The organism is Rhizobium sp. B21/90 (assembly GCF_019355815.1).
Lineage (GTDB): Bacteria > Pseudomonadota > Alphaproteobacteria > Rhizobiales > Rhizobiaceae > Rhizobium > Rhizobium rhododendri.
This window is the reverse complement of record NZ_CP072162.1, coordinates 3,568,158-3,584,800: the sequence shown is the minus strand read 5'-3', so window position 1 is coordinate 3,584,800 and position 16,643 is coordinate 3,568,158. Positions and strand designations below refer to the sequence as shown.

Below are 16,643 nucleotides of genomic sequence, written 5' to 3'. Positions count from 1 at the left end.
TATTCCTGTCAGATCGCCCAGAGGCCGGGTTCGGCGCATTCCAGACTGTTGCCCGCGGGGTCGCGGAAGTAAATCGACCGCGCTCCGTTCGGCCAGAGAAAATCGGCTTCGATGGCGACGGCAGCGGCTGTCAGGCTTTGGACCATCCCGTCAAGCTGGTCGGCAGCGACGCGAAAGCATGCATGTCCGCTTCCTGCTGTCCCGTGGGATGGCACCGGCAAGGCCCCCGCCGGCGCAGGCTTTACCGTTTCCGCGCGATTGAAGATCAAAAGCACGCCGGGTCCGCAGCGAAAGAAGACATGCCGATCACCCTGACGGGTAATCCTGGGCAATCCCAGGATCGTCCCGTAAAAGCTATCCGCCTCGTCGAGATCGTCCACGTAGAGCGCCGTTTCGAGAATGCCGTCTATTGCAACGGGCATCTGGTATCTCCGTCGATCAGCCGATCGCCTGCTTTTGCATCGCGACGAGCTCGGTGCAGCCATTCTTGGCGAGGCCGAGTAGCGTCAGGAATTCTTCTTCCGAGAATGGCTTGCCTTCGGCCGTGCCCTGGATCTCGACTATACCGCCGGAGCCAGTCATTACGAAGTTGGCGTCCGTCTCAGCCGAGGAATCCTCGAGGTAGTCGAGGTCGATGACCGGCTGGCTGGCAAAGATACCGCAGGAAATGGCAGCGACGTGATCCTTGAGGACCCGGTCGAGCTTGATCATGCTGCGGCCTTCCATCCACTTGAGGCAGTCGTGCAGCGCGATCCAGGCGCCGGTGATCGACGCGGTACGGGTCCCGCCATCCGCCTGGATGACATCGCAGTCGAGGCTGATCTGGCGTTCGCCGAGGGCCTGCAGATCGACAACGGCACGCAGCGAGCGGCCGATCAGGCGCTGGATTTCCTGAGTGCGACCGCTCTGCTTGCCGCTGGCGGCCTCGCGCTTCATACGTTCGCCAGTGGCGCGGGGCAGCATGCCGTATTCGGCGGTCACCCAGCCCTTGCCACTGTTGCGCAGCCATGGCGGTGTCTTTTCTTCAAGACTTGCCGTCACCAGAACATGGGTATCGCCGAACTTGACCAGGCACGAGCCTTCGGCGTGCTTGGAGAAGTTGCGCTCGAACGAGACCTTGCGCATCTGGTCGGTTTTTCTGCCTGAAGGCCGCATGTTATACTCCTGATGGTGTTGCACCGCTTCTACGATTGACGGCCCGCTTTTGCAAAGAAAAAGCGGCCTGCGCCGGCCGGCCGCCGATGATGGCATTTTCCTTTGTCATTGCGGGATGAGCAGCTATACTTGGAAAGGATCAATGTAGGGGCACCACGGCGAAATGGGATTTTTGACATCGTCGATTTCGGACGCCGTTTCGGCACTCGACGAAAGATCGAAGGAAGTTTTTCGTCGCATCGTCGAAAGCTACCTCGAGCATGGCGAGCCGCTCGGTTCGCGCAGCCTGTCGAAACTGCTCCCGATTTCGCTCTCGCCAGCCTCCATCCGCAACGTGATGAGCGATCTCGAAGAGCTCGGCCTTATCTATTCGCCGCATATCAGCGCCGGCCGGCTGCCGACCCAGATCGGCCTGCGGTTCTTCGTGGACGGTTTCATGCAGGTCGGCGATCTCTCGGCCGAAGACCGCGCCACGATCGACCGGCAGATCCGCGGCAGCAACCGCGACCAGCCGATGCAGTCGGTAATGTCGGGAGCCAGCCAGATGCTCTCGGGCATTTCGCGCGGTGCCGGTATCGTCATCACCAACAAGAGCGATCCGGTCCTGAAGCATGTCGAATTCATCCGCCTGGAGCCGACCAAGGCGCTGGCCGTGCTCGTCGGAGACCACGATCAGGTGGAAAACCGGATCATCGAGCTACCCGCCGGCATCACGTCGTCGCAGTTGACGGAGGCGGCCAATTTTCTGAACGCCCACATGACCGGTCAGACGCTGCCGACGTTGCGCAAGCAGCTCCAGACCCTGAAGAACGACGTGCGCCACGAACTCGACGTGCTTTCGCAGGATCTGGTCGAGCGTGGCATTGCTGTCTGGTCCGGCGACGACGACGCCAGCAAGCCGGGACAACTCATCGTCCGCGGCCGTGCCAATCTGCTGGATGGCCTCGCCGATGCGGCAGATCTCGACCGGCTGCGCATGCTCTTCGATGATCTAGAAAAGAAGGACAGCCTGATCGAACTGCTCGATCTGGCTGAAACCGGCCCGGGCGTGCGCATTTTCATCGGTTCTGAAAACAAGCTGTTTTCGCTGTCAGGCTCGTCGCTGATCGTTGCGCCGTACCGCGACGGCGACGATAAGATCGTTGGTGCCGTCGGCGTTATTGGCCCGACGCGACTGAACTACGCCAAGATCGTGCCGATGGTCGATTATACCGCCCAGCTGATTTCACGCCTTTCGCGCAACGGATTGTAGCGCCTCCCCATTCAATCGCGGCGATTGCCGGCAAATCGCCGCTTCTTCATCGGCAAGCCTTGATTTTTCGAAGTCAAACCTCGATATCGGGCACATCCTAGAGACCACGCAATTCGGAGACCGTCATGATCGTCGACACGACCAATGATACACACGACGCAACGCCCAACGAGAACCTCGAAGAGTTCGCGCCTGATGTGGACGATGCTGCCGAGACAGCGCCGTCGGAGCCGGATCCCGTCGAGGTCCTGAAGGGCGAAAATGCCGAGCTTCGTGACCGCTACCTGCGGCTTGCTGCAGAGATGGACAACCTGCGTCGTCGCACCGAGCGGGAAGTCAAGGATGCCAAATCCTATTCCGTCGCAGGCTTTGCGCGCGATATGCTGGCTGTCTCGGACAACTTGCGCCGCGCTATCGATGCTATCCCGGCCGACGTCCGCGAAAATGCCGATGCGGGCCTGTCGACGCTGATCGAAGGCGTCGAGATGACCGAACGCTCGATGCTGTCCACCCTCGAGCGCCATGGCGTCCGCAAGCTCGAGCCGGTCGGCCAGAAATTCGATCCGAATTTCCACCAGGCAATGTTTGAGATCCCCAACACGGAAGTGCCGAACAACACTGTCGTGCAGGTCGTACAGGATGGCTACAGCATCGGCGAACGCATCTTGCGCCCGGCAATGGTAGGCGTCGCCAAGGGGGGTCCGAAGGCCGTAGATGTGGAAGTCGGCGCCAACAGCCCGTTCGACGAAAAAGACGCCTGATTTGCAGCAGCCTGAATGCCAGATTTCAATGGCAATTGGCTGCTTTCCAGTCCTTCTCATCCCCGCCCTCGCGGCGGGGATCGACAATGCCTTTAGGCGACGCGGGCATCTCTTGCCATCTCAACGCTCTACAACCGCGCAGCTGCACGATTGCTTATGGCCTGTGGCAGGCAAAAAACTGAGGTTGGGATGCGCCTACCGAGATGCATTTCAGCCGTAGGGATTGGCGCGAGCCTTTGGTTCAGGCCCGCGCAGTTTTGCGCGGCACGAGAAACGTCACGCCGCGTTAGAGGCCTGTTCCTCGTTGAGGAACGCGTAGATCGCCGAGGCTGATTCGGTGGCCCTGAGCTTGGCGACGAGATCCTGGTCTCGCAGCACGCGGGCGATGCGCGAAAGCGCCTTCAAATGGTCGGCGCCGGCGCCCTCGGGTGCAAGCAGCAGGAAGACGAGATCGACCGGCTGGTCGTCCAGCGCTTCGAAGTCGACGGCTGAATCCAGCCGCGCGAAGACGCCGGTGATGGTCTTGACGCTTGGCAGCTTGCCGTGCGGGATGGCAATGCCATTGCCCACGCCCGTTGAACCGAGACGTTCACGCTGCAAGATTACTTCGAAGATATCCCGTTCCGACAGTCCCGTCAGCTTGGCGGCCTTGGCCGCCATTTCCTGAAGCAACTGTTTCTTGGAATTTGCCTTCAAGGCAGGGATGATCGCATCTTGCTGCAGCAAATCTGCCAAAGCCATTCTTTTTTCCTCGTGTGCCGGGATGCTCCCGAAGAGCGGCGGCGGAACCGCCGCTCTCCGTGCTGTCTCAGCCCTTGATGCTGGCTGCGTCTATCCAGCCGATGTTGCCGTCATGACGACGATAGACGATGTTCAGTTCCTTGCCGGTGCTCCGAAACATCAGCACCGGTTCGTCGGTCATGTCGAGCGCCATAACGGCCGACGCAACCGACATCGTCTTCAATTGCTTCGAGCTCTCGGCGATGATTGCGGGCGCGAAATCCTCGGCGACCTCATGGTCTTCATCCGGCATGCCGTCCATCACGGTGTAAGCGACTTCACCAAAAGCATCGTCTGCCGGATTGGTAGCGTGGTGATCCTTCAGGCGGCGCTTGTAGCGGCGCAGGCGCTTCTCGATCCGCTGCTGTGCGGCATCGAAGGCCAACTGCGGATCCATCGCTTCGCCGGCCGCGTGCAGGATGACGCCGCTGTCGAGATGAAGCTTGCAATCCGCCGCGAAGCGCGAGCTGGACTTTTGCACCGTGACCTGCCCCGAATACCCTCCGTCAAAGTATTTGGTGACTGCCATATCGATCTGCTCTTCGATCCGCTGACGGAAGGATTCGCCGATTTCCATATGTTTACCGGATACACGCACACTCATGGAGTTTCCCTTTTTGTAGTGGTTGCGCCTGTCAGCTTACGCCAAGCGTCCTTCTCATCCAAGCACTTCGCACGATCTTTGACAAAAAGCCTGGGTCGCCGACATGCGCTTAAAAGCGAGATTCCTGTGTGTGGTGATGCCTTGCACCGATTGCGGCGGGCTTCTAGCGCTGCCGCATGGAAGAGTCAACAGGCTCGCCGCGAACCCAAGCAGATGAACACCTAAAGGTTGAAATTCGAGGCTCTAGAAGCCTGCAACCCTGGCCAGTGCACGCTTTTCGCGGCGACGCTGCACGGAGGAGGGGATGTTCATGGCCTCCCGGTATTTTGCCACCGTACGCCGTGCGAGCTCGACGCCATTCTTCTTGAGGTTGTCGACAATGTCGTCGTCCGACAGCACGCTGTCGGGAGCCTCCTGGACAATCAACTGCCGGATGCGATGACGCACGGCCTCCGCAGAATGGCTGTCGCCGCCCTCGACGGCGCTGATCGAGACGGTGAAGAAATATTTCAGCTCGAACAGTCCGCGCGGCGTTAGCATGTATTTGTTGGAGGTGACGCGGCTCACCGTCGATTCGTGCATCTTGATGGCATCCGCAACGGTCTTGAGGTTCAGCGGCCGCAGCTGGCTGACACCGTTCACCAGAAATGCGTCCTGCTGCCGGACGATTTCCGTCGCCACCTTCATGATCGTCTTGGCACGCTGGTCGAGGCTGCGCGTCAACCAGTTCGCGGTCTGCAGGCATTCGGACAGGAAAGAGTAGTCGTCACCCGTCTTCGAAATCTTGGCGAAGTAGGACTGGTTGACCAGTACCCGCGGCAGGGTGTCCGGATTGAGCTCGACCTGCCAGCTTCCGTCCTGGGCCGCACGGACGACGATGTCGGGCGTAATGGCTTCGGACATGCCGGTCTCGAAGCTGCTGCCGGGCTTCGGGTTAAGCTGGCGGATCTCGGCCATCATGTCGAGAAGATCTTCCTCGTCCACGCCGCAGAGCCGTTTCAGCGTTGCAAAGTCGCGCCGGCCGAGGAGCTCCAGATGCTGCAGAAGCTGAGCCATTGCCGGATCCAGCCGGTCCTTCTGTCGAAGCTGTATCGCCAGGCATTCCGAAAGCGACCGCGCAAAGACGCCGGGCGGGTCGAGGGTTTGCAGGCAGGCCAGCACGCGCTCGACCTCCGCGCATGCGGTTCCGACGCGCGCAGCCGTCTCTGCGACTTCGCCGCGGAAATAACCGGCATCGTCCAGCTGATCGACCAGATGCTCGGCCAGCATCCGGTCGGCGCTGGCTGGCAAAGCGAAGGGTATCTGCTGGTTGAGATGGTCGCGGAGCGAAATCTGGCCGGCGACGAAGTCGTCGAGATCGTAGCGTTCGGCTGCCTCGGTGTTGCCGGGCATCGACTTCCACTGGCTGACGAGTTCGGGCGCGTCCAGGCGCTGCGGCTGTCCGTCGTCGGGAAAGACATTGCTGAAATTGCTGTCGAGCTCGTCGTTCAGCCGTTCGGCATGGCCGGTGTTGCTGCTCTCGTACCAGTCGCTTGCAAGCTCGCCAGAGTTCCGCTCGGCGCCATCTTCACTCCGGCCATCCTCGGAGACGCCGCGTGCCTCTTCTTCAGGCTCGCGGCTGTTACCGCTGCCCAATTCGCCGTCATTCGATGAAAATTCGAGCAGCGGATTCTTTTCGACTTCCAGTGCGATGAACTGGTTGAGCTCCAGATGTGTCATCTGGAGCAGCTGAATGGATTGCATCAGCTGCGGCGTCATGACCAGACTTTGGCTCTGGCGCAGGAAAAGATTGGCGGACAAGGCCATGACGGACGCAAAACTCCCCTTCAATCCCTCCTGGAAAACGCTGTTATCGCTTAAAAGCGGTCAGCCTTTTCCAACTGGCCCAAAAATTGCTTTTTTATTGGGTTTGGTCAAGGGCATGTCGGGGGCAGAGGCTAATTTCTGTGCCAGAATAATCTATCAGAGGCTGAAATTGTCGCCAAGGTAGAGCCGGCGAACCTCAGGATTATTAACGATGTCGTGGGCTCGCCCATGCGTCAGCACTTCTCCCGCATGAATGATGTAGGCGCGGTCGATAAGTCCCAGCGTCTCACGGACGTTATGGTCGGTGATCAGTACGCCAATGCCGCGCGCAGTTAGATGGTGCACCAGGTTCTGAATGTCCGAAACCGAGATCGGATCGACGCCTGCGAAAGGCTCGTCGAGCAGCATGAACGTCGGGTCGGTGGCGACAGCGCGAGCAATTTCCAGGCGCCTGCGCTCACCCCCGGAAAGGGCTATGGCCGGCATGGTGCGCAGGTTGCGGATGTGGAATTCCTCGAGCAGGTCGTCGAGCTTGCTTTCGCGCTCGTCCTTGCTCTTGATATGCACTTCGAGCACGGCGCGGATGTTTTCCTCGACGCTCAGTCCGCGAAAAATCGAGGCTTCCTGCGGCAGATAGCCGACGCCGAGCCGCGAGCGGCGGTACATCGGCATCGTCGTCACATCGTTGCCATCGATTTCGATGGTGCCTTCATCGACCGGAACCAGTCCGGTGATCATATAGAAACAGGTCGTCTTGCCGGCCCCGTTCGGGCCGAGCAGGCCAACGGCCTCGCCGCGCCGGACGACGAGCGAAACGCCGTTGACGACACGCCGCGTCCGGTAGGTCTTGGTCAGTCCGCGGGCAATCAGCGTGCCCTGATAGCGGGCCTTGTCGCCTGAAGGGGCTTGCGTCGAGGCCGACGGCTCGGAGGTGCCGAAGTTAGTGGTCATGTCTGGCGCTGTCACTCGAAGTCGCGATCAGTTCGTCTTGGCAGCGGCAGGCTGCTTTGACTTCGGATCGAGCTGGATCTGTACTCGGCCGCCGCAGCTGTCGAGCTGAGCTTCGCCGGTGTCCATGTGAACTGTCAGCATGCAGCCGGTGAACACATTGGGACCGTCTGTCAGGATGACCTTGTCGCCCTTGAGGATGGCGAGCTGGGCTGCCATGTCGAAGGATCCGTTGTCGGCCGTCGCGGTCTGGGTGCCGGAGGTCAGGTAGACCTTCTCGGATACCAGGATGTGGTCGATATCGGTATCTCCGGAAACGACCGAGTTGCCCGCAGCTGGCTTCTTCGTTTCGGCCACGGGTGCCGGCTTGCCGTTGGCATCCGGCTGCGGCTTCTTCTTGTAGAAGACGATCATCTTCCCGGCCTTCATCGTCGTCGTGCCCTGGACGACGTTGACCTTGCCGGTGAACACGGCGTTGCTTTCCGAATCATGGATTTCCAGCTTGTCGCTTTCGATCTGGATCGGTTGGTCCTTGTTGAGGTTCAGGCCAGTCATCTTGGTGGTGGTCGACTGCTGGGCGCTGGCGCCTACCGCTGTCATCAACGCGAAAATGCCAATCGCGCCGGCCAGAGCGGCTTGACGGAGACCAGTGTTGGAAAAGTGCATGCGACAATCGTTTGTCATGGTCCGCCCGGCGGTTAGCTGCCCGTATTGTGGATGGTGGAAGCATCGATATGCATTTTCACCTGTCCGTCGAATTCGATTACATTTCCCTTATCCGTCATCTTGAGCGACTGTGCAACAATTGACGCGAGGCCTTTGAAGATTGCGACGGGCTGTTGCGTAACGAGCGATCCGCCCTTGATATCGAGGAAGGCGCCCTTGAATTCCGCACGCAGGCCGTTGTCGAGCGTGACGGTAAAGGGCTCCGTCAGCTTCATGGTATCGGCAGCACGGTCGAAGTCGCCGCTAAGGGCGGTGACATGCGCGACACCGTCGCTGACGGGCATGGCTGCCTTGATGTTTTTCAGCGTTATCAAGTTCGGGTTCTTGATGTCCTGCAGCGCTTTTTCCGCAAGCATGGAGTAGTTGATGCCGTCGGAGTTGCGCCCGGCAATCGCCGGTCTCTGCATGACGATCTTGCCGTCCTCGATGGATGCGCCCTGGATCGAGATGTTTTCCGGCATGTAGGCGCGCACCACCGAAACGGTAATGAAAATCAGCGAGATGATGACGGCTGCGATCGGCAGCAGGATTTTCAGTCGGCGGACACGTCCCGAGTTGGCGACCGCGGCGTCGTAGGCGCGCAGTTCGGGCGTCAATTGGCGGCCCGGGCCGGTTGATTCGGCAGTGTTTGACATCGGCGGTCCGTCTCTCTGGTTCCGGCAGCGCAGTTTGTGCAGCGCACTTACAGGATTGCAATCACATTTCGCACGCTTGCATTAGCTTGCCAATACGCATTTTTTTCGGCAACAAAAGGCATCGGGTGCAAACGACGACGTCATCTGTCCGTCGACCATATGCTGCTTTAAGTTAACAACGCCGCGCTCTCGGCGATTATCTGGTTATTGTCATAAAAGGAAATAGGACCTCATGGAGAGTTCTGCAATTGCGGACCGTCGACAATTACGCCGCAAGTTAAGCTTCTGGCGCATCGTTGCAGTCCTCCTGCTGGTCGGTCTCGGCTTTGCGCTTTATCGTTTTGCCGGTGGCGAACTCGGTGCCGGCCGCAAGCCGCAGATCGCTCGCGTCGCAATCACCGGCGTCATCCAGGATGACAAGGAACTTCTGGAGCGCCTGAAGACGATCGAGGACGACAACCAGGTCAAGGCACTGATCGTGTCGATTTCATCGCCGGGTGGCACCACTTATGGCGGTGAGCGCATATTCAAGGCTATCCGCGCGGTGGCCACCAAGAAGCCGGTCGTGTCCGATATCCGGACGATGGCCGCATCCGCCGGCTACCTCGTCGCCGCTGCCGGAGACACGATCGTTGCCGGCGATACCTCGATCACAGGCTCGATCGGCGTGCTCCTCCAATATCCTCAGGTCAAGGATCTGCTCGACAAACTCGGTGTCTCCATGGAGGCGATCAAGTCGTCGCCGATGAAGGCCGAGCCTTCGCCGTTTCATCCGCCGAGCGACGAGGCCAAGGCGATGATCAACAATATGGTGATGGACAGCTATGGCTGGTTCGTCGATCTCGTTGCGGATCGCCGTAAATTGCCGCGCGATCAGGTCCTGAAGCTGGCCGATGGCAGCATCTTCACCGGTCGTCAGGCGCTGGCAAACAAGCTGGTCGACAGTCTCGGCGGCGACGATGACATCCGCGCCTATCTCGAAACGCGAAAGGTCGCCAAGGACTTGCCTGTCGTCGATTGGGATGCGCCACGCCGCACATCGCCATTCTTCCTGCCCGGCGCTGCGGCCGATCTCATCACATTGCTCGGTTATGGCGATTTTATTAAGGGTGATGGCGCGCAGAAGCTGTTGTCCGAGAAGTTGTTTCTTGACGGCCTGCTTTCTGTTTGGCAGGGTGATGCGCATTGATAAATCAATGATTTAGGGGGCCACCGTGATCAAATCGGAATTGGTGCAGATCGTTGCGGCGCGAAATCCGCATCTTTATCACCGTGACGTCGAGAATATCGTCAATGCGGTCCTCGACGAGATCACGGATGCCCTGGCTGGCGGTAACCGGGTCGAGCTGCGTGGTTTCGGCGCTTTTTCGGTTAAAAACCGCCCGTCGCGCTCCGGCCGCAACCCGCGCACCGGCGATACGGTCTTCGTCGAGGAAAAATGGGTACCGTTCTTCAAGACTGGAAAGGAGCTCCGCGAGCGCCTCAATCCTGGCAGCCATGACGAAGACGACGACAGCTGAGACCGCTATCCAAGCCGTTGCCTCTTGAAGTTGCCCCAATCGTTCTTATCCTGTCGCCGGGATGAAGAGGAACTTCAGAAAGCCGGTATGGCGCCTAATAACGGTAGCGCTAGATTGCCTGTCGTCGACAAGGAGACTGTGAATGGCAAAGAAGATCGTCAACCTGTTGGTGCTGCTGCCAATCGGCATCATCCTCATCATCTTCTGCGTCGCCAACCGGCAGCTCGTGACGATGGCGTTCAATCCGTTTCGCCCCGAAGATCAGGTCCTGTCTCTTAGCGCACCGTTGTTCGTGTTCCTTTTCGTGACACTGATTCTCGGCATGGTGATTGGCTCGGCAGCGACGTGGTTCACGCAGGGGCGTTATCGTAAACGTGCCCGCACGGAAGCCCGCGAGGCCGTCCGTTGGCAGGCCGAGGCTGACCGCCATCGCAATCGCGCCGAACAGATCGCCGGCCATCTGCCGGTAAAGTGAATTACAAATTCCAGTCTGTAACCGGCCTGAACACCATGTCGTTGTAGTCGCCCTCGGCGGACGTACCGAGGCCGGTCACGACAAACCCTCTTTGCTCGTAAAAGCTCCGGGCAGCCTTGTTCTTCACCAGGCATTTCAGGCGGTAACGCCGCCGTGGCCATCCGGGCAATGCCTGCAGCAAGGCCGTTCCCGCTCCGGCGCCCTGCCATTCCGCGCGGATGTAGAGCATGTGGATGAACGCGTCCGCATCGAGAATAGCGATAAACCCTGCAATCGTCCCATCAGCATCCTCACAGACGAAAATGCTTTCGCCCTTCGAGTGAGTGGCGAAGTCTTCGAGGAGGAAGCGGGCGGGATCGACCCAGGTAAATGTCGCGCGCCGAGCCTTCAGATAGATATCTGAAAGCATCGGCTGATCGCCATCGACCGCCGGTCGGATATTCCATTGTCGTGTCGTCAAGCGGATGCCTTGGGATAGAGCCTGTCTTTAAGCTTCGATCTTGCCATTGATTGCAGCGTTGAAGTCATCGAAGAATTGCTGGGCCAGTTTCTTGGCGCTGGAATCGATCAGTCGCGAGCCCATATGGGCGATCCGGCCGCCGATCTCGCCGCGCGCTGTATAGTGCAGGATTGTCTCCGCGCCGTCTGCCTCGAGCACGACGTCGGCGCCGCCCTTGGCAAAGCCGGCGATGCCGCCCCTGCCTTCGCCCTCGATGGTGTAGCTGTCGGGTGCATTGATGTCGGAGAGCTTAACATCCCCATGAAACGAGGCGGACAGCGGGCCGATGCGGAATTTGATCAGCGCGACAAACTCCGTCGGCGACACGCGTTCGAAGCTTTCACAGCGTGGAATGCATTGCTTGATGATCTGGGGGTCGTTGAGCGCGGCCCACACGGCATCTCTTGATGCGGAAATCCGCACTTCGCCGGTCATGTCCATCGTTCATCTCCCTTTAGGCCTGCACTTCGGCCGACAATTGCAGATCGGAAAGCGCTTTGCCAAGAGCCGCCCAGATGCTATTTGCACGCCGACGTCAATATCGAGACAACAATGGTGAAACAAAAGGAACGCCGGCCTGGACAACGGTCGAGCGCTGGCCCGGGTGGCAAAGCCCCGCGCACGGACGCCCCGAGCGGCCGCGCCAAGCCCTATCCCCAACCGGCGCGTGACACGAGGCCGGTGCGCGACGAGCGCCCCCGCGAAGCGCCGCCCCGTGCGGAAGCCGCGCGCAGTGAACGCATCGCCGAAACTCAAGGTGGACCCGCCGCTGCCGAGCGTCCATTGCTGGTGCGCAGCGGCGAGCGACCGCCGGAGCGCGTGCCGATCATCCTGGAATCCTCGGGCGCTGGCGATTTCCATCTCATCGACATGGGCAATGGCCTGAAGCTCGAGCAATACGGCCCTTACCGGATCGTTCGCCCGGAGGCCCAGGCGCTTTGGCCGCCGACTTTGCCTGCGTCGGTCTGGGAGAATGCCGACGCCATCTTCACCGGGGATACGGAAGAAGACGGCATGGGCCGCTGGCGCTTTCCGCGCGCAGCGCTCGGCGAAACCTGGCCGCTGCAACTGCTCGACGTGGATTTCCACGGCCGCTTCACATCGTTTCGCCATGTCGGCGTTTTCCCGGAGCAGATCGTTCACTGGGAATGGATGAAACAGCAGATCGAGGCGTCGAAACGGCCGTTGAAGGTGCTGAACCTGTTCGGCTACACCGGCGTTGCCTCGCTGGTGGCTGCCCGTGCCGGTGCAGAGGTCACCCATGTAGATGCCTCCAAGAAGGCGATCGGCTGGGGTCGCGAGAACCAGGCCCTCGGTCATATGGAGAAGCTGCCGATCCGCTGGATCTGCGAGGATGCCATGAAGTTCATCCTGCGCGAGGAACGGCGCGGCAATACCTACGACATCATCCTGACCGATCCACCGAAATTTGGTCGCGGCCCGAATGGCGAAGTCTGGCACCTGTTCGAGCATCTGCCGATGATGCTGGATATCTGCCGGCAAATCCTGTCGCCCGACGCCCTCGGCCTCGTGCTGACCGCCTATTCGATCCGTGCAAGCTTCTACTCGATCCATGAGCTGATGCGCGAAACCATGCGCGGTGCCGCCGGCGTTGTTGAATCCGGCGAACTGGTCATCCGCGAGACCGGCCTCGACGGCAAGCAGCCGGGCAGGGCGCTCTCCACTTCTCTTTTCAGCCGCTGGGTGCCGCAATGAACGACGATTTTCGCGACACGGGCGCGCGCCGGGTCGGCCAGGTCAAGGAAGTGACCTCGCTTGCCAATCCCATCATCAAGGACATCAAGGCGCTGACCGACAAGAAGGCGCGTCAGGAAACCGGTACCTTCATGGCCGAAGGCCTGAAGCTGGTGATCGACGCCATCGAGCTCGGCTGGACCATCCGCACGCTGGTTTATGCCAAGGCCGCCAAGGGCAAGCCGCTTGTCGACAAGATGGCAGCCCGCACGGTGGCCTCCGGCGGGCTCGTGCTGGAGGTCAACGAAAAGGTGCTGTCCAGCATCACCCGACGCGACAATCCGCAAATGGTCGTTGGTATCTTCGATCAGCGCTGGCGGGCCCTGAAGGACATCCGGCCTAAGGCGGGCGAGACCTATGTGGCGCTCGACCGCGTCCGCGATCCCGGCAACCTCGGCACGATCATCAGGACAGCCGATGCTGCCGGCGCTGCCGGTGTCATCCTTGTCGGCGAGACGACCGACCCGTTCTCGCTGGAAACCGTGCGCGCCACCATGGGCTCGGTGTTCGCCGTGCCCGTCACCCACGCATCGGTCGATGAGTTCCTCGCCTGGAAGAAGAATGCCGGCGTATCTGTCGTCGCCACCCATCTCGCCGGTGCCGTCGATTACCGCACCATCGACTACAAGAAGAAGCCCGTCGTGCTGCTGATGGGCAACGAGCAATCCGGCCTGCCGGAAGCTCTCGCGACCCAGGCGGATGCCTTGGCGCGGATTCCTCAACAGGGACGTGCCGATTCTCTCAACCTTGCGGTGGCGACAGCCGTGATGCTGTTTGAGGCCCGCCGACATGTCCTGACGCTCAGCGAGGCAAGATGACCGAAGTCAGCTCCACCGCACCGCAGCGGCAAGCACTGTTCTCCAGGCCGCTGCCGATCCTGATCTTCATCGTCATCGCCGTCATACTCGATCAGGCGATCAAGATCGCCGTAGACCATTACCTGCCGCTGCAGCAGGCCGTCCCCGTCATTCCGATGCTGGATCTCTATCGCACCTACAATCTCGGCGTCGCCTTCTCCATGCTTTCGGGCCTGGACGGCTGGCTGATCGTCGGCATGCGGTTGATCATCGTGGTCTTCGTGCTCTATCTCTGGCGCCATGCCGCCAAGGATCGCTGGCTTGCCCATCTCGGTTTCGCGCTGATCATATCGGGCGCGCTTGGTAATCTGGTCGACCGTTTTCTCTACGGCCACGTCATCGACTACATCCTGTTCCACACCGAAACGTGGTCCTTTGCCGTCTTCAACCTGGCCGACAGTTTTATTACGGTTGGCGCCGGGGCGGTAATTCTCGATGAACTGCTGCTTCCGAAAAAGCCCAAAACCTAAAATTTGAAAGGTTTCCGGAAGGCGTTGAGAACGGTGGTCATGGTAATTCGAGACCATGAACACACCGGCAGATCTCCAGAAACGTCTGTCTTCGGCCTTCGGGCAGGCCCTGAGCGAGCCGCCGGGTAACCCTGCCGTGACGCCGGTGGACAATGCCGGATTCACTGCTCCCGACGCATGGCTCTCCTCAAGCCGTTTAGGCCGCTTATGGCTCGGCGGCGCCGGTGTTGTCGCCGGTGGACTGTTGCTTGCCGCAGGCTATGTGGCAGGCGCCGCAGCCCTGGCAGGTGTCGTCGGCATCTTTGGTCTCGCGGTTTTGTCTGCGGCCGTCATCGGCCGGTCGGTCACCAGATCAGCACCGTTGGCGTCAGCTGAACCGCACGCAAGCGCAACTGCGATCAATCACCAGCCTGCACAGCCGCTAAATTTCTTGTCGGATATCCACGACGCCCTCGGTGATATCGCCGTTACGCGCGGTTTGAACCGGCGCATTCTCCACGCCAATGCGACGTTCCGGCTGGTGACGGGCAAGGCGCGGCCCGAAGGCATGACCTGCGACGAGATCGGTATTGCCTTCCGACCGGACGACCGGCCCGATCATTACGATGTGGAGATCGCCACGCCGCAGGGGCAGCGCATCTATTCCTGGCGCGATGTTATGATGCGCGATCCAGCCTCCGGCCAGTTGCGCATCGAGAGCATTGCTCGCGACATCACCGACCAACGCCTTGCCACGCGCGAACGCGAACAGGCCCGCCTGAAGGCGGAGCATGAGAGCGCGGCAAAATCCCAGCTCCTCGCCACCGTCAGCCATGAAATCCGCACGCCGCTGTCGGGAATCATGGGCATGAGCCACTTGATCGGCCAAACGGGATTGACCCCCGCGCAGGAAAGCTACCTGGATGGAATACGTCAATCCGGCCAGGCGCTGGTGCAACTGGTCGAGGACCTGCTGGATTTTTCGACGCTCGAAAGCGGCCGTTTCCAGATCCATCCGCGCGCCGAATCACTGCGCCGGCTGATCGAGAGCGTCGTCGAGATGCTGGCCCACCGTGCCCACGAGAAGGGCATCGAGATCGGCGCGACCGTTCATTCTGACATTCCCGAGCTGATGAGCTTCGACCCCGCGCGGTTGCGCCAGGTTTTGTTCAATGTCATCGGCAATGCGGTCAAATTTACCCAAAGAGGCGGCGTATTGGTGCGCGCGGCCTACGACGACGGAGACTTGGTCATTACAGTTCAAGACAGCGGCCCGGGCATGACGCCCGAAGAACAAACCCGCGTTTTCGGCGCATTCGAGCAGGCCGGCGACGCTTCGGAAAAGAGCGGCGGCACGGGCCTCGGCTTGACTATTTCCGCCCGCATAGTCGAAGAATTCGGCGGCAGGATGTCGGTCGTCAGCGAAAGAGGCGTCGGTAGCCAGTTCATAGTGCGGTTCCCGGTCGAGCTGCCCGCCGACCAGCGCAGTCGGAACCATCGTGCCACGATGCTGAAATCCTCCCGCGTGCTGCTGATTGCCCCGGACGGTCCCGCCGCCACGGCCACAGCAGAGACCATCCGCATGCTTGGCGGCACCTGCCGGCTGATCGAGGCCGGCGATGCCGGGAATTTCACGCTGGATACGCTGATGGAGGCCGAGGGGCCTCCGACGGACGTCATCGTCGACAATCGCATGGCGCCGCAGTTTCTCTCCCAGTTTGCCGATCGTCTCGGTGTCATTGCGCCCGGCCTGCGCCGCATTTTCCTGGTGACGCCGGAGCAGCGCAACGCAGAGGAATTCGACATGTTCGATGCCTGGCTGATCAGGCCGTTGCGCGAGCAGTCGGTGATCGACGTCCTGCGCGGCCGTATGCGCGGTATGGAGCGACGCGATGCCATCAATGACAACCAGCCCGGGTTCATGACCTTGCCCGAGCTTCCCGAGGGTACTGGAATTTCCATCGTCTTGGCTGAGGACGACCCGGTCAATGCCATGCTGGTGCGCGCCGTACTCACCAAGGCGGGACACGCCGTCGATGTCGTGCAGGATGTCGAGAGCCTGCTCGACCGGGCCTGGCATGCCGGCCACAGTCGCCCCGACATCATCGTCACCGATCTGTCGATGCCTGGTGGCGACGGGGTCGAAATGCTGGGACGGCTGCGCGCCCACGAGCGCCGGCAGGGATTGTCGCCGGTGCCCGTCATCGTCCTGACAGCTGATAGCCGCGATGAAACCCGCCGCGCCGCGCTTTTGAACGGTGCCAGCATCGTGCTTGCCAAGCCCGCCGATCCACAGCGGCTGATCCAGGAGGTCGAGACGCTGGCTGCAATGACGGTCGACTTCGCACGACTGTCGTAAAGCTGCCAATTAGCGCTTCCGATGCTGCTGCGTCGCCTTGCATTTGGCGACGCAGCATGTCA

At 60.5% G+C, this 16,643-nt stretch carries 19 protein-coding genes; 9 read left to right on the top strand and 10 right to left on the bottom strand.

Translation table 11 applies throughout. The features are described 5' to 3' along the window. Positions 1–8: 8 nt before the first annotated feature. Positions 9–422, bottom strand: coding sequence for a VOC family protein (locus J5278_RS17385; protein WP_209182623.1), 414 nt, complete (start codon positions 420–422; stop codon positions 9–11). A 16-nt stretch (positions 423–438) separates the two neighbouring features. Continuing rightward, on the bottom strand, positions 439–1,155 hold the full coding sequence (gene rph, locus J5278_RS17380; protein ID WP_111216399.1) for a ribonuclease PH: 717 nt from the start codon (positions 1,153–1,155) through the stop codon (positions 439–441). Between the two features lie 163 nt (positions 1,156–1,318). Between rph and hrcA the strand changes: the two genes are divergently transcribed. Together hrcA and grpE are read left to right on the top strand one after the other, a co-directional pair. Further along, positions 1,319–2,407, top strand: coding sequence for a heat-inducible transcriptional repressor HrcA (gene hrcA, locus J5278_RS17375; protein WP_209182624.1), 1,089 nt, complete (start codon positions 1,319–1,321; stop codon positions 2,405–2,407). A 125-nt stretch (positions 2,408–2,532) separates the two neighbouring features. After that, the gene (gene grpE / locus J5278_RS17370; RefSeq protein ID WP_209182625.1) at positions 2,533–3,168 is read left to right on the top strand and encodes a nucleotide exchange factor GrpE; all 636 of its coding nucleotides are present in this window, start codon (positions 2,533–2,535) and stop codon (positions 3,166–3,168) included. 276 nt (positions 3,169–3,444) lie between these two features. Here grpE and ptsN read toward each other — a convergent pair whose 3' ends face one another. The 6 genes from ptsN to J5278_RS17340 form a co-directional block, all read right to left on the bottom strand. Continuing rightward, positions 3,445–3,909, bottom strand: coding sequence for a PTS IIA-like nitrogen regulatory protein PtsN (ptsN, locus tag J5278_RS17365; protein ID WP_111216405.1), 465 nt, complete (start codon positions 3,907–3,909; stop codon positions 3,445–3,447). Positions 3,910–3,976: 67 nt separating this feature from the next. Continuing rightward, positions 3,977–4,552, bottom strand: coding sequence for a ribosome hibernation-promoting factor, HPF/YfiA family (hpf, locus tag J5278_RS17360; RefSeq protein WP_142823841.1), 576 nt, complete (start codon positions 4,550–4,552; stop codon positions 3,977–3,979). A gap of 243 nt (positions 4,553–4,795) precedes the next feature. Next, positions 4,796–6,358 (bottom strand): RNA polymerase factor sigma-54, encoded by a 1,563-nt coding sequence (rpoN, locus tag J5278_RS17355; protein ID WP_209182844.1) that lies wholly within the window; start codon positions 6,356–6,358, stop codon positions 4,796–4,798. A 156-nt stretch (positions 6,359–6,514) separates the two neighbouring features. Beyond that, the gene (lptB, locus tag J5278_RS17350) at positions 6,515–7,309 is read right to left on the bottom strand and encodes an LPS export ABC transporter ATP-binding protein (protein WP_142823843.1); all 795 of its coding nucleotides are present in this window, start codon (positions 7,307–7,309) and stop codon (positions 6,515–6,517) included. A gap of 27 nt (positions 7,310–7,336) precedes the next feature. After that, complete coding sequence (locus J5278_RS17345; RefSeq protein WP_142823844.1) at positions 7,337–7,990, bottom strand: LptA/OstA family protein; 654 nt, start codon at positions 7,988–7,990, stop codon at positions 7,337–7,339. Between the two features lie 14 nt (positions 7,991–8,004). Then, positions 8,005–8,667 carry an LPS export ABC transporter periplasmic protein LptC gene (locus J5278_RS17340; RefSeq protein ID WP_142829111.1) on the bottom strand — a complete coding sequence of 221 codons (663 nt, stop codon included), beginning with the start codon at positions 8,665–8,667 and terminating at the stop codon, positions 8,005–8,007. A 232-nt stretch (positions 8,668–8,899) separates the two neighbouring features. Here J5278_RS17340 and sppA point away from each other — a divergent pair, with 232 nt between their 5' ends. From sppA to J5278_RS17325, 3 genes are all read left to right on the top strand, one after another. After that, entirely contained in the window at positions 8,900–9,856 is a 957-nt protein-coding gene (gene sppA / locus J5278_RS17335; RefSeq protein WP_209182626.1) for a signal peptide peptidase SppA, read from the top strand. A 25-nt stretch (positions 9,857–9,881) separates the two neighbouring features. Further along, entirely contained in the window at positions 9,882–10,187 is a 306-nt protein-coding gene (locus J5278_RS17330) for an integration host factor subunit beta (RefSeq protein ID WP_142823847.1), read from the top strand. A 142-nt stretch (positions 10,188–10,329) separates the two neighbouring features. Then, positions 10,330–10,662, top strand: coding sequence for a LapA family protein (locus J5278_RS17325; RefSeq protein ID WP_209182627.1), 333 nt, complete (start codon positions 10,330–10,332; stop codon positions 10,660–10,662). Between the two features lies 1 nt (position 10,663). On the opposite strand, the gene J5278_RS17320 is transcribed toward J5278_RS17325, so the two are convergent. Beyond that, positions 10,664–11,071 (bottom strand): GNAT family N-acetyltransferase, encoded by a 408-nt coding sequence (locus J5278_RS17320; protein WP_142824439.1) that lies wholly within the window; start codon positions 11,069–11,071, stop codon positions 10,664–10,666. Positions 11,072–11,149: 78 nt separating this feature from the next. Further along, positions 11,150–11,602 (bottom strand): carbon monoxide dehydrogenase subunit G, encoded by a 453-nt coding sequence (locus tag J5278_RS17315; protein ID WP_209182628.1) that lies wholly within the window; start codon positions 11,600–11,602, stop codon positions 11,150–11,152. 111 nt (positions 11,603–11,713) lie between these two features. Between J5278_RS17315 and J5278_RS17310 the strand changes: the two genes are divergently transcribed. Genes J5278_RS17310 through J5278_RS17295 form a run of 4 tightly spaced genes read left to right on the top strand, consistent with a single transcriptional unit; the run spans position 11,714 to position 16,581 of the window. Beyond that, positions 11,714–12,877, top strand: a complete 1,164-nt coding sequence (locus J5278_RS17310) for a class I SAM-dependent rRNA methyltransferase (protein ID WP_209182629.1) — start codon at positions 11,714–11,716, stop codon at positions 12,875–12,877. Continuing rightward, the gene (locus tag J5278_RS17305) at positions 12,874–13,734 is read left to right on the top strand and encodes an RNA methyltransferase (RefSeq protein ID WP_209182630.1); all 861 of its coding nucleotides are present in this window, start codon (positions 12,874–12,876) and stop codon (positions 13,732–13,734) included. The genes J5278_RS17310 and J5278_RS17305 overlap by 4 nt, the downstream gene beginning before the upstream one ends. Further along, positions 13,731–14,243 carry a signal peptidase II gene (gene lspA, locus J5278_RS17300; RefSeq protein WP_209182631.1) on the top strand — a complete coding sequence of 171 codons (513 nt, stop codon included), beginning with the start codon at positions 13,731–13,733 and terminating at the stop codon, positions 14,241–14,243. The genes J5278_RS17305 and lspA overlap by 4 nt, the downstream gene beginning before the upstream one ends. A 55-nt stretch (positions 14,244–14,298) precedes the next feature. Beyond that, positions 14,299–16,581: a hybrid sensor histidine kinase/response regulator gene (locus J5278_RS17295; protein ID WP_209182632.1), complete on the top strand. Its 2,283-nt coding sequence runs from the start codon at positions 14,299–14,301 to the stop codon at positions 16,579–16,581. Positions 16,582–16,643: the final 62 nt, after the last annotated feature.

What these genes read in the sequence shown, in the direction of transcription:
- J5278_RS17385 (WP_209182623.1), bottom strand. Translation starts at nt 422, where the DNA reads ATGCCCGTTGCAATAGACGGCATTCTCGAAACGGCGCTCTACGTGGAC.
- rph (WP_111216399.1), bottom strand. Translation starts at nt 1,155, where the DNA reads ATGCGGCCTTCAGGCAGAAAAACCGACCAGATGCGCAAGGTCTCGTTC.
- hrcA (WP_209182624.1), top strand. Translation starts at nt 1,319, where the DNA reads ATGGGATTTTTGACATCGTCGATTTCGGACGCCGTTTCGGCACTCGAC.
- grpE (WP_209182625.1), top strand. Translation starts at nt 2,533, where the DNA reads ATGATCGTCGACACGACCAATGATACACACGACGCAACGCCCAACGAG.
- ptsN (WP_111216405.1), bottom strand. Translation starts at nt 3,909, where the DNA reads ATGGCTTTGGCAGATTTGCTGCAGCAAGATGCGATCATCCCTGCCTTG.
- hpf (WP_142823841.1), bottom strand. Translation starts at nt 4,552, where the DNA reads ATGAGTGTGCGTGTATCCGGTAAACATATGGAAATCGGCGAATCCTTC.
- rpoN (WP_209182844.1), bottom strand. Translation starts at nt 6,358, where the DNA reads ATGGCCTTGTCCGCCAATCTTTTCCTGCGCCAGAGCCAAAGTCTGGTC.
- lptB (WP_142823843.1), bottom strand. Translation starts at nt 7,309, where the DNA reads ATGACCACTAACTTCGGCACCTCCGAGCCGTCGGCCTCGACGCAAGCC.
- J5278_RS17345 (WP_142823844.1), bottom strand. Translation starts at nt 7,990, where the DNA reads ATGACAAACGATTGTCGCATGCACTTTTCCAACACTGGTCTCCGTCAA.
- J5278_RS17340 (WP_142829111.1), bottom strand. Translation starts at nt 8,667, where the DNA reads ATGTCAAACACTGCCGAATCAACCGGCCCGGGCCGCCAATTGACGCCC.
- sppA (WP_209182626.1), top strand. Translation starts at nt 8,900, where the DNA reads ATGGAGAGTTCTGCAATTGCGGACCGTCGACAATTACGCCGCAAGTTA.
- J5278_RS17325 (WP_209182627.1), top strand. Translation starts at nt 10,330, where the DNA reads ATGGCAAAGAAGATCGTCAACCTGTTGGTGCTGCTGCCAATCGGCATC.
- J5278_RS17320 (WP_142824439.1), bottom strand. Translation starts at nt 11,071, where the DNA reads ATGCTTTCAGATATCTATCTGAAGGCTCGGCGCGCGACATTTACCTGG.
- J5278_RS17315 (WP_209182628.1), bottom strand. Translation starts at nt 11,602, where the DNA reads ATGGACATGACCGGCGAAGTGCGGATTTCCGCATCAAGAGATGCCGTG.
- J5278_RS17310 (WP_209182629.1), top strand. Translation starts at nt 11,714, where the DNA reads ATGGTGAAACAAAAGGAACGCCGGCCTGGACAACGGTCGAGCGCTGGC.
- J5278_RS17305 (WP_209182630.1), top strand. Translation starts at nt 12,874, where the DNA reads ATGAACGACGATTTTCGCGACACGGGCGCGCGCCGGGTCGGCCAGGTC.
- lspA (WP_209182631.1), top strand. Translation starts at nt 13,731, where the DNA reads ATGACCGAAGTCAGCTCCACCGCACCGCAGCGGCAAGCACTGTTCTCC.
- J5278_RS17295 (WP_209182632.1), top strand. Translation starts at nt 14,299, where the DNA reads ATGAACACACCGGCAGATCTCCAGAAACGTCTGTCTTCGGCCTTCGGG.